Annotated in this window: 11 protein-coding genes; 8 read left to right on the top strand and 3 right to left on the bottom strand. The window is 35.2% G+C overall.

Going from position 1 to position 14,980, the window contains the following annotated elements; translation table 11 throughout:
- Positions 1-26: 26 nt before the first annotated feature.
- The 4 genes from DMA14_RS14115 (at position 27) to DMA14_RS14100 (ending at position 8,582) form a co-directional block, all read left to right on the top strand.
- Entirely contained in the window at positions 27-2,264 is a 2,238-nt protein-coding gene (locus DMA14_RS14115; protein ID WP_111425254.1) for a glycoside hydrolase family 3 C-terminal domain-containing protein, read from the top strand.
- Positions 2,265-2,359: 95 nt separating this feature from the next.
- Positions 2,360-3,859, top strand: a complete 1,500-nt coding sequence (locus tag DMA14_RS14110) for a cellulase family glycosylhydrolase (RefSeq protein ID WP_203418306.1) — start codon at positions 2,360-2,362, stop codon at positions 3,857-3,859.
- Positions 3,860-3,973: 114 nt separating this feature from the next.
- On the top strand, positions 3,974-5,920 hold the full coding sequence (locus DMA14_RS14105; RefSeq protein ID WP_111425253.1) for a sialate O-acetylesterase: 1,947 nt from the start codon (positions 3,974-3,976) through the stop codon (positions 5,918-5,920).
- 265 nt (positions 5,921-6,185) lie between these two features.
- The gene (locus DMA14_RS14100; RefSeq protein ID WP_111425252.1) at positions 6,186-8,582 is read left to right on the top strand and encodes a glycoside hydrolase family 95 protein; all 2,397 of its coding nucleotides are present in this window, start codon (positions 6,186-6,188) and stop codon (positions 8,580-8,582) included.
- Positions 8,583-8,853: 271 nt separating this feature from the next.
- On the opposite strand, the gene DMA14_RS14095 is transcribed toward DMA14_RS14100, so the two are convergent.
- Positions 8,854-9,399 carry a CvpA family protein gene (locus tag DMA14_RS14095; RefSeq protein ID WP_111425251.1) on the bottom strand — a complete coding sequence of 182 codons (546 nt, stop codon included), beginning with the start codon at positions 9,397-9,399 and terminating at the stop codon, positions 8,854-8,856.
- Between the two features lie 241 nt (positions 9,400-9,640).
- On the opposite strand from DMA14_RS14095, the gene DMA14_RS14090 reads away from it, so the two are divergent.
- The 4 genes from DMA14_RS14090 (at position 9,641) to DMA14_RS14075 (ending at position 12,237) form a co-directional block, all read left to right on the top strand.
- Positions 9,641-9,997 carry a hypothetical protein gene (locus DMA14_RS14090; RefSeq protein ID WP_111377556.1) on the top strand — a complete coding sequence of 119 codons (357 nt, stop codon included), beginning with the start codon at positions 9,641-9,643 and terminating at the stop codon, positions 9,995-9,997.
- Positions 9,998-10,183: 186 nt separating this feature from the next.
- Positions 10,184-10,633, top strand: a complete 450-nt coding sequence (locus tag DMA14_RS14085; RefSeq protein WP_238989975.1) for a hypothetical protein — start codon at positions 10,184-10,186, stop codon at positions 10,631-10,633.
- 84 nt (positions 10,634-10,717) lie between these two features.
- Positions 10,718-11,737 carry a phenylalanine--tRNA ligase subunit alpha gene (locus DMA14_RS14080; protein ID WP_111377554.1) on the top strand — a complete coding sequence of 340 codons (1,020 nt, stop codon included), beginning with the start codon at positions 10,718-10,720 and terminating at the stop codon, positions 11,735-11,737.
- Between the two features lie 92 nt (positions 11,738-11,829).
- The gene (locus tag DMA14_RS14075) at positions 11,830-12,237 is read left to right on the top strand and encodes a hypothetical protein (RefSeq protein ID WP_008465394.1); all 408 of its coding nucleotides are present in this window, start codon (positions 11,830-11,832) and stop codon (positions 12,235-12,237) included.
- A gap of 144 nt (positions 12,238-12,381) precedes the next feature.
- On the opposite strand, the gene DMA14_RS14070 is transcribed toward DMA14_RS14075, so the two are convergent.
- Both DMA14_RS14070 and DMA14_RS14065 read right to left on the bottom strand, forming a co-directional pair.
- Complete coding sequence (locus DMA14_RS14070) at positions 12,382-13,377, bottom strand: NAD(P)H-dependent glycerol-3-phosphate dehydrogenase (RefSeq protein ID WP_008465393.1); 996 nt, start codon at positions 13,375-13,377, stop codon at positions 12,382-12,384.
- Between the two features lie 346 nt (positions 13,378-13,723).
- Positions 13,724-14,881, bottom strand: a complete 1,158-nt coding sequence (locus tag DMA14_RS14065) for an iron-containing alcohol dehydrogenase (RefSeq protein ID WP_111425249.1) — start codon at positions 14,879-14,881, stop codon at positions 13,724-13,726.
- Between the last annotated feature and the right edge of the window lie 99 nt (positions 14,882-14,980).

Genomic DNA, 14,980 nt, shown 5'->3' with positions numbered 1-14,980 from the left:
TTAAATCAAAAAACACCTAACTATCTATGAAAAACAAAATGATATTCCTTTCATCAGCTTTAGTTTTTGCATTCTTTACTTCATGTAAAAACGATGCTCAGACAACAGCTTCAAATTCGGCACAGACCGAAGAATACGTTGGAAAAGAAATAAGTACAGACCATGATGCAGAAATCGATAAATTGATTTCGCAAATGACATTAGAAGAAAAAATCGGAATGCTTCACGGGAACAGCATGTTTGCTAATGCAGGCGTAAAACGTTTAGGAATTCCAGAATTAAAAATGGCCGATGGTCCGTTGGGAGTTCGTGAAGAAATTTCAAGAGACAATTGGGCTCCAGCCGGATGGACAAACGATTTTGCAACATATTATCCAGCAGGAGGCGCGTTGGCAGCTACGTGGAATGCCGAAATGGCACACACTTTCGGAACTAGTTTAGGAGAAGAATTACGTGCAAGAGATAAAGACATGTTACTTTCGCCAGCGATCAATATGGTTAGAACACCGCTTGGAGGAAGAACTTACGAATACATGTCGGAAGATCCATTTTTAAATAAAAAAATTGCCGTGCCTTTGGTTGTTGGTTTACAGGAAAAAGATGTAATGGCATGCGTAAAACATTATGCAGCAAATAATCAGGAGACGAATCGTGATTTTGTAGATGTGCAAATTGACGAGCGTACACTTCGCGAAATTTATCTTCCAGCTTTTGAAGCTACTGTAAAAGAAGCAAAAGCTTACAGTATTATGGGAGCTTACAATAAATTTAGAGGAGAATATTTATGTGAAAATGATTATATGCTGAATAAAATCCTTCGTGACGAATGGGGATTTAAAGGAATTGTAGTTTCAGATTGGGCTGCCGTTCATTCTACAGCAAAATCTTTGAAAAATGGTTTAGATATTGAAATGGGAACACCAAAACCTTTCAATGAATTTTTCTTAGCCGATAAATTAATCGCTGCAGTTAAATCTGGAGAAGTTTCTGAAAAAGAAATTGATCTGCATGTAAAACGTATTTTAAGAGTTTTATTCCAAGTGAAAGCAATGGGCGGAGGCGAGCGTGCAAAAGGAAGCATTGCGACAGAAGCACATTATCAAGATGCGTACAAAATTGCTGCAGAAGCAATTGTATTGTTGAAAAACGAAAACAATGCATTGCCTTTAAAACTAGACGGAGTAAAATCTATTGCTGTTATTGGAAACAACGCGACAAAGAAAAATGCTTTGGGCGGATTTGGAGCTGGTGTAAAAACAAAAAGAGAAGTTACGCCTCTTGAAGGTCTTAAAAACAGACTTCCTTCTTCAATCAAAATCAATTATGCGGAAGGATATTTGGAACGTTACGATGAGAAAAACAAAGGAAACTTAGGAAATATTACAGCTAATGGTCCAGTTACAATTGACAAATTAGATCCAGCAAAAGTTAAAGAAGCTGTCGAAGCGGCTAAAAACTCTGATGTGGCGATTATTTTTGCGGGTTCAAACCGTGATTACGAAACAGAAGCTTCAGATCGTAGAGATTTACACTTGCCATTTGGACAAGAAGAATTAATCAAACAAGTATTGGCTGTTAATCCAAAAACTATTGTAGTTATGGTGGCTGGTGCTCCATTTGATATTAACGAAGTAAGCCAAAAAACTTCAGCTTTAGTTTGGAGTTGGTTTAACGGATCTGAAGGAGGAAATGCTTTAGCAGATGTTATTTTAGGAAAAGTAAATCCTTCAGGAAAATTACCTTGGACAATGCCTAAACAATTGAAAGATTCTCCTGCACACGCAACAAATAGTTTCCCTGGAGACAAAGCGGTAAATTATGCTGAAGGAATCTTAATTGGATACCGTTGGTTTGATACGAAAAACGTAGCGCCATTATATCCTTTCGGTTACGGATTATCATACACAACATTTGCGCTTGATAATGCCAAAGCAAATAAAGATTCATATGCTCAAAACGATGTAATCGAAGTTACTGTTGACGTTAAAAACACAGGAAAAGTAGACGGAAAAGAAGTGGTTCAATTATATACTGCGAAATCTGATTCTAAAATTACACGTGCAGCACAGGAATTAAAAGGCTTCAAAAAAGCAGAAGTAAAAGCTGGAAGTTCAGCAAAAGTAACAATCAAAGTTCCAGTAAAAGAATTGGCATATTATGATGTTGCTTCTAAAAAATGGACGGTTGAATCTGGAAAATATACTATTAAGTTAGGAACTTCTTCTAGAGATATTAAAAAAGAAATTCAGGTAACAGTTAAATAAATTGTTATTGCTATAAAATAACCAAACTATCAACGCCAGCCCACTAAAAGCTGGCGTTGATTTTAAAAACTTACACTTAACTTAAACCAAACCAAATGAAAAAATCAATCCAAGATTATTTCTTGTCTTTCATTTTATGTTTTGCTTTTTTCGGAGTTTTAGCGTGCAGTTCAGATAAAGAAGAAAATCCAGTGAGTATAAAAACACTTTCGGCAAGTACAAATAAAATTGATTTTGAAAGTAAAGAAAATACAATTGAAATAACGGTTAATTCTAATGGTGTCGCATGGACTTTGAGTAATTCTGCCAGTTGGATAAAGCTAAGTTCTACTTCTGGAACTTCTGGAAGTACAATCATAAAAATTACAGCTTTAGAAAATGCAAATACTTCAGTTCGAAATACAACTTTAGCTTTAACTTCTATCGAAGGATTTACTTCGACAATTACAATTTCTCAAGCAGCCGTGGTTGCAACAAGTTTATATCCAAGTTATAACGCTAATCCAATTGCAGCTGATGCGTCCGGAATGGGAAGTTCTGCAGTTGAATTGGCTGCAAAAATCAAATTAGGCTGGAATATCGGAAATACTTTGGAAGCAACTGGAAGGGAAACCGCTTGGGGAAATCCAAAAGTAACCAAATCCCTAATTGACGCTGTAAAAGCAAATGGTTTTAATGCGATTAGAATTCCGTGTTCATGGAATCAAAATTTAGAAAACGCTACAACAGCAAAAATCAAAGTAGATTGGTTAAACCGAGTGAAAGAAGTCGTACAATACTGTGTGGATAACGATATGTATGTTGTAGTAAACATTCACTGGGACGGCGGTTGGCTGGAAAACAATATTACCGAAGCTAAAAAAGTAGAAAACAACGCCAAACAAAAAGCCTTCTGGGAACAAATTGCCACACATTTACGGGGATTCGACGAACATTTGCTTTTTGCAAGCGCTAATGAACCAGCAGTTGAAGATGCAACACAAATGGCAGTTTTAACTTCGTATCATCAAACTTTTATCGATGCGGTTCGTTCTACAGGAGGAAAAAACGCAACGCGTGTTTTAGTTGTACAAGGTCCAACAACAGATATCGAAAAAACAAACAAATTAATGACTACATTGCCAGTAGATAAAGCGACTGGAAGAATGATGGTCGAAGTACATTATTATTCTCCATGGAATTTTGCTGGTTTAACCAAAGACGAAACTTGGGGCAAAATGTTCTATTATTGGGGAGCTGGTTTTCACTCCACAACCGATACAGAACGAAATGCAACTTGGGGAGAAGAAGCCGATTTAGAGAAAAATTTCAAATTGATGAAAACCCAGTTTGTAGACAAAGGGATTCCAGTTTTATTGGGAGAATTTGGAGCCATCCGCAGAACAACTTTAACGGGAGACGCGCTGACTTTACATTTAAACTCAAGAGCGTATTATTTAAAAACGGTGGTAAAAACAGCAAAGGCAAACGGATTATTACCTTTTTATTGGGATGAAGGAAGTTTAGGGAACAATGGTTTCGGAATCATGGATAGAAGCAATAATACCGTCTTCGATACACAAGCTTTAAACGCTTTAATTGACGGATTAAAGTAAAAAAATGTGGTTAAACCATATAAGTGATATAAGATAATTTAAGTTTAATCTATTTTAAGAATTTATATTTACTTATATCACTTATATGGTTTCAAAATAAATAAATTAGAAAAAATGAAAAAATCAATAGTTTTTATTTTATTGATATTTAGCGTAATATCTAGCGCTAACGTAAGAATGCCTTTAATATTCTCTGACGGAATGGTTTTGCAAAGAGACAAGCAAATTCCGATTTGGGGCTTTGCTGATCCAAATGAGAATGTTGAAATTCATTTCAACAAACAAATCAAGAAAACAACAGCCGATAAAAACGGAAAATGGACGGTAAATTTAAGTGCTGAAAAAGCTGGTGGACCATTTGAATTAATTATCATCGGAAAAAATAAAATCACCATCAAAAATGTTTTGGTCGGCGAAGTTTGGATTTGCAGCGGACAATCGAATATGGAATTTCAGGTTTTCAAAACGATGAATTCCGAAAAAGAAATTGCAAGTGCAAATTACCCAATGATTCGTCATTTTGGTGTGGCGCAAGATTTAAGCGGAAAACCAAAAGACGATTTAAAACAAGGAAAATGGGAAGAAGCCAATAAAGAAAATGTAGGCAACTTTACAGCGGTCGGATATTATTTTGCCAGAAAACTATATTCAGAACTAAAAATTCCAATCGGAATAATCAATACTTCTTGGGGCGGAACCAATGTGGAAACCTGGACAAGCCGTGAAGCTTTCGAAAACAGTCCTGATTTTAAAGCCATGATTGCCGATGTTCCAACCGTAGATATCAATGCCATTTTTGAAACCTATAAAAAATCGGTTTTAGACAATCTTAAAAAAGTGCAAGGTTTTGATGTTTCGATGGAAAACGAAGAGCAATTTAAAAATCCAAACTTCCAAGATAAAAACTGGCCAGAAATAAAAGTGCCGTCACTTTGGGAAAATCAGCAAATTGGAAATATCGACGGAATTGTCTGGATGCGTAAAACCATTGTTTTAACAGCAGAACAAGCCAAAAAAGAAGCCATTTTACATTTAGCAAAAGTTGATGACGAAGACAAAACTTATGTAAACGGAGTTGAAATCGGAACCAATAATCTTTGGGATGCCAAAAGAATTTACAAAATTCCGGCAAACGTTTTAAAAGAAGGAACAAACGTAATCGCCGTAAGAATTACAGATTACAGCGGTGGCGGCGGAATTTATGGCGATCCACAAGATTTAAAAATCGACTTTAAAGATTCGAGTCTTCCGTTAGAAGGACTTTGGAAATTCAATGTTGTAAAAGTGAGAATTGAAGTTTCACCAAACAGTTATCCGTCATTATTGTACAATGCCATGGTAAATCCGCTAGTACCTTATGCTATTCAAGGTGCTTTATGGTATCAGGGAGAAGCGAATGTTTGGAGAGCGGCAGAATACAAAAAATCATTTCCTTTAATGATCAACGATTGGAGAACCAAATTCAAACAAGGAAATTTCCCTTTCTATTTCGTTCAATTATCCACTTTTGACGAATTTGGAGGCAACAGCCAAAAAGGAAGCCGTTGGGCAGAACTTCGCGAAGCACAATCTGAAACTTTAAAATTGCCAAACACTGGAATGGCTGTTACAACTGATATTGGAAATGCAAAAGACATTCATCCAACCAACAAACAAGACATTGGTTTGCGCTTGGCAGCGATTGCAATGAATAACCTTTATGGCAAAAAACAAGTTCACAGCGGACCGACTTATAAATCTCAAACAATAAAAGGAAACGAAATTATCCTTACTTTCGATAACATCGGCAGCAGATTATCAACGCCAAATAATGAGGAATTAAAAGGTTTCGAAATTGCAGGTGCAGACAAAGTTTTTCATTCCGCGAAAGCGATAATAAAAGACAATAAAATAATCGTTTCAAGTGATAAAGTTCAAAATCCAGTAGCAGTTCATTACGGGTGGGCAGACGACGATACGGCAATTAATCTTTTCAATAAAGAAAAATTTCCTGCATCGCCTTTTAGAACTGATAATTGGGAAATGCTAACGGCGAATGAGAAATATAAAGTGAGTAAATAATTTGGGCGTGACCCCGATAAGATAAGTGGGCAAACATACTTTGTCATTATTCGCCCACTTATCTTATCGGGGTCGGGCTATCCGCGCTACTTCGGTAGCTTGCTCCTATCCCTCACGCGCATAAAATGGCTATAAATCTCATTGATGTTTTTTATCCTAACAGGTTTTCAAAACCTGTTAGGTGTCAAATAGTTTTTTTATTAGTTTAGATAAAAAATAAATACCTAACAGGTTTTGAAAACCTGTTAGGATAATATAACCAAATATGATTAAAAAAACATTTTTCATTTTACTTCTCACATCTTACTACACGAACATTTCGGCGCAATCCAAAAATGTTTTATGGTACAAACAGCCCGCAGAATTCTTTGAAGAAAGCTTAGTTTTAGGAAACGGAAAAATGGGAGCAACCGTTTTTGGAGGTGCTAATTCAGATAAAATTTATCTGAACGATATTACACTTTGGTCGGGCGAACCCGTAAATGCCAATATGAGTCCGGAAGCGTATAAAAACATTCCAGCAATTCGTGAAGCTTTACAAAAGGAAAATTACAAACTGGCAGAAGAACTCAATAAAAAAGTTCAGGGAAAAAACTCCGAATCGTATGCGCCTTTAGGAACATTAGAAATCAATAATTCTGAGAAAGGAAAAGCAGTAAATTACCATAGAGAATTGGATCTTTCGAACGCCATTTCGAAAGTAAGTTACGAAATGGCAGGTATAAAATATACCCGAGAATATTTTGTGTCGGCTCCAGATAAAGTTATGATTATCAAATTGACGGCAGACCAAAAAGGAGCTTTAAACTTTGATATAAATCTAAAAAGCCTGCTAAAATCAAATGTTGAAGTGCGAAATAATATCTTGGTTTTAAAAGGTTCTGCACCAATTCATGAAAATGCAGGGTACAATGTTTCGCCAAAATATTTGAGCTTAAAAGAAAGAGGAACAAGATTTACGGGTTTAGTCCAAATCAAAAAAACAGACGGAACGGTTACAAGTTCTCGAGAAACCTTGACCTTAAAAGACGCAACAGAGGCGATTATTTTCGTTTCTGTTGCAACAAGTTTTAATGGTTTTGACAAAAATCCAGCATCAGAAGGATTAGACGAGGTTTCGATCGCCTTACAAAATCTGAACAATGCATACGCAAAAGCATTCGATAAACTAAAAGAATCTCACATTGCCGATTATCAAAAATTCTTCAATCGTGTCGATTTAGATTTAGGAAAAACCAGCGCCCCAGATTTGCCGACCGACGAACGTTTATTACGTTATGCTGACGGAAAAGAAGATAAAAATCTCGAAATTCTATATTTCAATTTCGGACGTTATCTATTAATCAGCTCGTCAAGAACTTTGGGCGTTCCGGCCAATTTACAAGGACTTTGGAATCCGCATTTGAGTCCGCCTTGGAGCAGTAATTATACAATGAATATCAATCTGGAAGAAAATTACTGGTTGGCAGAAAATACCAATCTTTCCGAAATGCATTCGTCACTTTTGAGTTTTATTAAAAACCTTTCGGTAACAGGAAAAGTTACGGCAAAGACTTTTTACGGAGTAGATAAAGGTTGGGCAGCTGCTCATAATTCAGATATCTGGGCAATGACCAATCCGGTTGGACAGTTTGGAAAAGAAGATCCAATGTGGGCTTGCTGGCCAATGGCGCAGGCGTGGCTGAGTACACATATTTGGGAACATTATACTTTTACGCAAGATTTAGCTTATTTGAAAAAAGAAGGTTATCCGTTAATGAAAGGCGCAGCCGAATTTTGTTTAGGTTGGATGGTTACCGATAAAAACGGAAATTTAATTACTTCACCATCAACTTCACCAGAAAATCAATATAAACTGGCTGATGGTTTTGTAGGTGCAACATTATACGGAGGAACGGCTGATTTAGCGATGATTCGCGAATGTTTTGATAAAACCATAAAAGCGTCAAAAGTGTTGAATACTGATGCTGGTTTTAGAAAAGAACTGGAAACAGCACTTTCAAAATTGCATCCGTATCAAATTGGAAAAAAAGGAAATTTGCAGGAATGGTATTTTGATTGGGAAGATAATGAACCGAAACATCGCCATCAATCACACTTATTCGGACTTTTCCCTGGCGATCTTATTACGCCATTAAAAACTCCAGATTTGGCAGAAGCTTCAAAAAAGACTTTAGAAATAAAAGGAGACGAAACTACAGGCTGGTCAAAAGGCTGGAGAATCAATCTTTGGGCGAGACTTTGGGACGGAAATCGTGCTTATAAAATGTTCCGAGAATTACTTCGTTACGTTGATCCGGACGGAAAGAAAACAGAAAAACCAAGAAGAGGAGGAGGAACGTATCCGAATTTATTCGACGCGCATCCGCCATTTCAAATTGACGGTAATTTTGGTGGTGCAGCAGCAGTTGCCGAAATGTTGGTTCAGTCAGATGAAAATGAAATTCGATTATTGCCTGCTTTACCAGACGCTTGGTCAGAAGGTTCTGTAAAAGGAATCTGTGCAAGAGGCGGATTTGAAATTGAAATGACGTGGAGAGATAAAAAACCAGAAAAAGTAATTGTTTCTTCTAAAAATGGAGGAAAAACAACGTTGATTTATGGAGATAAAAAACAAGAAATTGTTTTGAAAAAGGGAGAAAAGAAAGAAATCAATTTTTAAAAATAATGTTTGATTTTATAAGTAGGTAAGCTTCGGAGAAGCGAAATATTTATAGAGTAAAATAGATAGTTACAAAATAAAGCTCCAGCGGAGCGACATAAAATTTTAATAATCAAATATGTCGCTCCGCTGGAGCTTTTTTTCTTTACGGAAATTATTTCTATAAATATTTTGCCCCGGTGGGGCTTTATTTAGATGTGTAAATTGCATAAAACAGTAAACCCGACAGGTTTCGAAAACCTGTCGGGTTTAATTATAAACGATTTATCGATTATTTTTCTGTCTGTTTTTTTTCTTCTTCTGCTTTCTCTGAATGATCTTTTTTAAACGTTTCGTACCATTTCTCAATTGAAGGATATACAAAAGCAGCAACTTTCTTTACTGGATTATAAAAAATATAATTATCTAAAGTTTCCTTTTTAGCGAAAGTATTATTGAAATTGATTTTCTCAAACAAGGCAATAAAAATACTTAGAATAAGAATCGTTTTTAATATCCTGAAAAATCCGCCTCCAAGTTTGTTCATCCAGCCTAGCATGGCAAAATCGGCAATTCCAGTTAAAATTTTTGCTAAGAAATAAACTCCAATTACAACAAGAATAAAAGTTAAGATAAAAGCCGTAATCTGAATATTAGTCGGATTCCACGAAACATGTTTTGAAATCCATCCTGTCATTAACGAAGAAAATTTAATCGCAAGGTAAATTCCTAGCAACAAAGAAATAAAAGAAGCAACCTCTACAAAAAGGCCATTTTTAATGCCTTTATACAAACTGTATCCTAAAAGTGCGGCTACAATAATATCAAAAAAACTCATTTTTTACGGGTGTTTAATAAAGGCGCAAAGATATGTTTTTTTTAAGGTTCACAGGTGCAGAGAGGCAAAGGTTCAAAGGTTTTGTGGGAGATGTAATTTTAGTGTTTAATTTTTTTAGGCACATTGAGTTCGAACTCTGTATCTTTGCAAATCAAATTTAGAATATAGATTGCGATTCTGCCCCCTCAGAATTGATTTTTAATCAGCAATCTAAAATCTACAATCAAAAATCATAAATTAAATGTCTAGAGATACACAATTAAAAGAGCGATGGGAAAAGCTCGTTGATATACTTTCCAATCAGTTTTCGCAAGGCGAAGATTTAGATTTGGATGCTATAATTTACCTAATCGGAGTTCAGGAATACGGAAAAGTGCACCGCGAATACAAGAAAGATGAAAAACTAAATTTAATGCACATTGCCATCTGTCGATTGTTGGAGCCATACGGTTTTTACGAATTCGAATATTTCGACGACGAAGGCTGGCCTCATTACAAAGTAAAAGAAAATTTACCGCCGTTAAAAGCCGGTGAACAATCGGTTTTAATGAAAGAAGCGATTGTAAGTTATTTTTTAGAAAGAAAGCTTATTGAATAGATTTTTTTTAGTGTTCAGTATTCAGTTGCCTAGTGTTCAGTGCTGTAAATTGTAACTAAGCAAGCGGAAACTGACCACTAAAAACCTGACCACTGACCACTAAAAAAAATGTGCAGATACGCCATGACATCTTATAAACCTCATTATGCTTGTTTTAATTGTCGAAAAACATTTAAAAGAAGATTGATGGTTGATATAAAAAAAGGAGAAGCATCGGTTTTTGAAGCCAAATGTCCGCAATGTGGTGAATTTATGGCAAATATGGGACTAGATTTTGAATCGCCTAAAAAAGATGATGTCAAAAAGTGGGAACATATAAAAAGTTTGTTTTCTGTTGGAATTACGTTTCACTCTTGCGGATGCAGTGGACCAGGTTATATTCCGAATTCAAAAGAAAAATTAGTAGAGTATTTTGAAGGCATAAAAAAGACCTATTTTAAAAATATGGATTTTTGGCGCAACAGAATTGAACCCACAAATAAACAAGAAAGAGAACGAGATTTAAATAAGAACTGGCACAAATTAAGCAGTATTTCTCCTAACTACAAAAAGGAAATCGTAACCAATCAGGAAGGTTTAGATTATTGGCATGTAAAGATTAAACAAATTGAAGAAAAGTTAAATCTGATAAAATAATTTACGGAAAACCGAAAACTGCGACTGTGACCGCACAGTTTCAACTAAAAACACTAAATTTGTACTCTCAATTATCGAAGGAAAATGATAGATAAGATAAAACAGCACATAGAGGAAGCTAAAGCCTTTAATGAGAAGAATAAAGAATCGTTAGAACAATTCCGTATTAAATATTTAGGAAGTAAAGGTTTGCTGAAAGAACTTTTTACTGAATTTAAAAATATTCCAAATGACCAGAAAAAAGATTTTGGACAAGTAATCAATACTTTAAAATCGGTTGCTGAAGAAAAAGTTAGAGTTATTCAGGAAGAGCTTGAAAGTAAAGAAGAGTCTAAAGGAATTTTTGGAGATTTAACACGTGCGGCAGAACCTGTAATTATCGGTTCTCGCCACCCAATTTCTATCGTTAAAAATCAAATTATAGATATTTTTGCTAATATCGGATTCAACGTTTCTGAAGGACCAGAAATTGAAGACGACTGGCATAACTTTACAGCATTGAACTTACCAGAATATCACCCAGCGCGTGATATGCAGGATACATTTTTCATTCAGACTAATCCTGATGTGTTGTTGCGTACGCATACATCATCTGTTCAGGTGCGTTATATGGAAAATCATAAACCGCCAATCCGTACCATTTCTCCAGGACGCGTTTTCCGTAATGAGGCTATTTCATCTCGTTCGCACTGTATTTTCCATCAAGTGGAAGGATTATACATTGACAAAGATGTGTCTTTTGCTGATTTGAAGCAGACATTATTGTATTTCACAAAAGAAATGTTCGGAAAATCTAAGATTCGTCTTCGTCCGTCATATTTCCCATTTACAGAGCCAAGTGCCGAAATTGATATTTATTGGGGACTAAAAACAGAAACTGATTACCGTATCACAAAAGGAACTGGTTGGTTAGAAATTGGAGGTTGCGGAATGGTTGATCCAAACGTTTTGAAAAACTGTGATATCAATCCAGACGAATACAACGGATTTGCTTTCGGAATGGGAGTAGAGCGTATTGCGATGCTTTTATACCAAATTGGCGATATTCGTATGTTCTACGAAAATGATGTTCGTTTCTTAGAGCAGTTTAAAGCAAATATTTAATTTTAAGTCATAAAGTTGTAAAGTCGAAAGTCAAAAGTCTCAGAGTGATGGCTTTTGACTTTCGACTTTCGACTTTAAAACTTTTGACTCATATGAAAAAAGATATAATAATTCCAGAAGTTGAAAATGTATTTCTAGCAGCAGTGCAGGAATGGAGTGACGATTTTATGGAAAAAGTATGGTACGCTTACTTGGTTAATGATAGTGATTTTAACTTAGACAGCGTAATGGTGGTTTCAAAAGCATTTGGAACTATTGATGGAGAAATGAAAAAAACGTCAATTCTGCGTCATGCATTTGTTGAGGTTCCTTCGGTTTCTGTTGTGAAGATAGAATTGGTAGAAAAAAGCCTTTTAGCGCTTAATAACGAGTTTATGGTGACTTTCTTCATCGGAAATACTTTATACGATAAGAAGTTTATTTTTAAAGCCAATTCGCTTGACGAAAACAATACGGAAGAAGTGCCAATTTTGTTTGTTGAAGGGGTTATGGTGAAGTAGTATTCAGTGGTCAGTTTTTTAGTGATCAGTCTCAGTATTCGGTTTAAATTGAAATTAAGCGTAAAATAAAAAAGTCCGAAAAATATTTTTTCGGACTTTTTTATTTTGTTTTAACTGATCACTAAAAAACTGACCACTGAATACTTAATCCAAAGACTCAGTCAATTTCTTGAAAACCGTTTTAGCATCTTTTCCTTCATATAAAACAGCATAAACAGCATCTATAATTGGCGTTTTCGCGCCGTAACCTTGATTTAGTTTGTAAGCACTTTTTGTTGCGTAATATCCTTCGGCAACCATGCTCATTTCCATCATGGCACTTTTTACTGTATATCCTTTTCCGATCATATTTCCGAACATTCTATTTCTAGAGAAAACAGAATATCCTGTAACCAATAAATCGCCCAAATAAGCCGAATCGTTGATGTTACGTTTCATTTTATGCACTTTTCTAATGAATTTTTTCATTTCGCGAATAGCATTACTCATTAAAACTGACTGGAAGTTGTCGCCATAACCCAAACCATGTGCAATTCCGGCTGCGATTGAATAAATGTTTTTCAGCATCGCTGCATATTCAGTTCCGATAATGTCGTCTGAAATTTTGGCTTTGATATAATTTCCTGAAAGCGATTTTGCTACAGTACAAGCTTTTTCTGGATCACCGCATGCAATTGTTAAGTAAGAAAGTCTTTCTAAAGCAACTTCCTCTGCGTGACAAGGTCCTGTAATAACTCCAATGTTGTAATATGGAATGTCGTATTGAATATGGAAATGCTCGCCGACAATTAAGCTTGTTTCTGGAACGATACCTTTAATAGCAGAAAAAATGATTTTATCGGCTAGAGAAACCGTCATGTTTTTTAATTCGGCATCTAAGAAAGCTGAAGGAATAGCAAAAATGATATAATCTGCATATTCTATTGCTTCGTTTATATTGCTTGTCAGTTTAAGCTTGTTGGTATCAAATTCAACAGAACTTAAATAGTTCGGATTGTGTTTGTATTTCTGAAGATGTTCAATTGCAGATTCATTACGCATATACCACGCAATTTCTGAAAGATTCACACATAACATTTTGGCAATTGCCGTTGCCCAACTTCCTCCTCCAATTACTGCAAATTTTAACTTTTCGCTCATTATTTTATTAATTTGAAACAAAAGTACTTAATAATGTGCTAATAAAGCAAAATCTACTTTAAGAAATTTTGAAAGAGCTCTTTAATTGCAATACTTTCAAGAAGTTTAAGCGTAAAATATTTTTTTAAAATGCGATACAATAAAAAATAATCACCTTCCGTTATAATAGTTTATAAATTAGAATTTTAATGAATTTAAAAAAAATTGAGTTAGTTAGTTTTGTTTTAGTATTTTGAAAAGGCGTTCCTAAACTTGTTAAGAACGCCTTTTTTAGTTGGCAGTATTCAGTTTTTAGTATTCAGTAAAGTGCGTACTGATCACTAAAAACTGAACACTGATTACTTTTTTAATAACTAAGCTCAACAATTGATTTTACTTTGTCTAAAGTTACCAATTGATTTTCGCCTAAACCTTTCCAGCCTCTTTCTTCGAAACGATTTACGATAAAATCTGCTGTATTAGAATAGTCTTTTGTGTACTGAGAAAGTTTAGTGTCCATTCCCATTGTATGGAAAAATTCAACGGTTTTGTTTATTGCTTCTTTTGCTACTTCTTCATCAGAACCAGTTAAGTTGAAAATTCTTCTTCCGTATTGTGCTAGTTTTGCTTTTTTAGTTTCAAACATTACATGGTACAGACTTGGCCCAATTATCGCCAAAGTTCTAGCATGATCAATTTCGTAAAGTGCTGTCAATTCGTGACCAATCATGTGAGTCGCCCAATCGCTTGGGACACCTTTCTGAATTAATCCGTTTAAAGCCATTGTACAGCTCCACATAAAATTAGAAGCCAAAGTATAGTCGGTTGGATTTTGTACAACGCCAGGACCAACTTCAATTAAAGTCTGTAAAATTCCTTCGGCAATCCTATCCTGAAGAAAAGCATCTGTTGGATACGTTAAATATTGCTCCATAACGTGTGTGTAGGCGTCTACAACACCATTTTCGATTTGTCTTTTTGGTAAAGACGAAATTACAGTCGGATCACAAATAGAGAATTTCGGAAACAAAGCACTTCCTCCAGAAGATAATTTTTCCTGAGTCGCTTCAATTGTTACCACATATCCAGAATTCATTTCGCTTCCCGTTGCTGGAAGTGTCAAAACAGTTCCAAACGGCATTGCATTTTCTTTAATTAAAATTCGTTTTTGAAGAATGTCAATTGGATTTCCTTCAAAATGAACGGCACCTGAAATAAATTTCACACCATCAATTACAGATCCTCCACCAACAGCCAAAATAAAATCGATTTTTTCTGCTTTTATAACATCAACGGCTTTCATCAGAGTTTCAAATCTTGGGTTTGGTTCGATTCCGCCAAATTCTACAATTTCAAAACCTTTTAGATTCGCAATTACCTGATCGTAAATTCCGTTTTTAAAAATACTTCCACCGCCATAAGCTAAAAGAATTTTTGCACCTTTTGGTACTAAAGTAGAAAGTTTTTCAATTTGTCCTTTTCCGAAAACTAAGTTTGTCGGATTGTATAATTCAAAGTTTAGCATTTTTTTTTAGGTTCTAAGATGCTAAGATTCTGAGGTTCTAAGTTTTTTTCTTTGAACTTATCTGCAACCTAGCAATTGTTATTTGTTTAATTTTTTTAA

Origin of the sequence: Flavobacterium sharifuzzamanii (assembly GCF_003254585.1) — a bacterium.
Classification (GTDB): Bacteria; Bacteroidota; Bacteroidia; order Flavobacteriales; family Flavobacteriaceae; genus Flavobacterium; species Flavobacterium sharifuzzamanii.
Note: the sequence above shows the minus strand (reverse complement) of the source record. Positions and strands in the feature narration are given on the sequence as shown.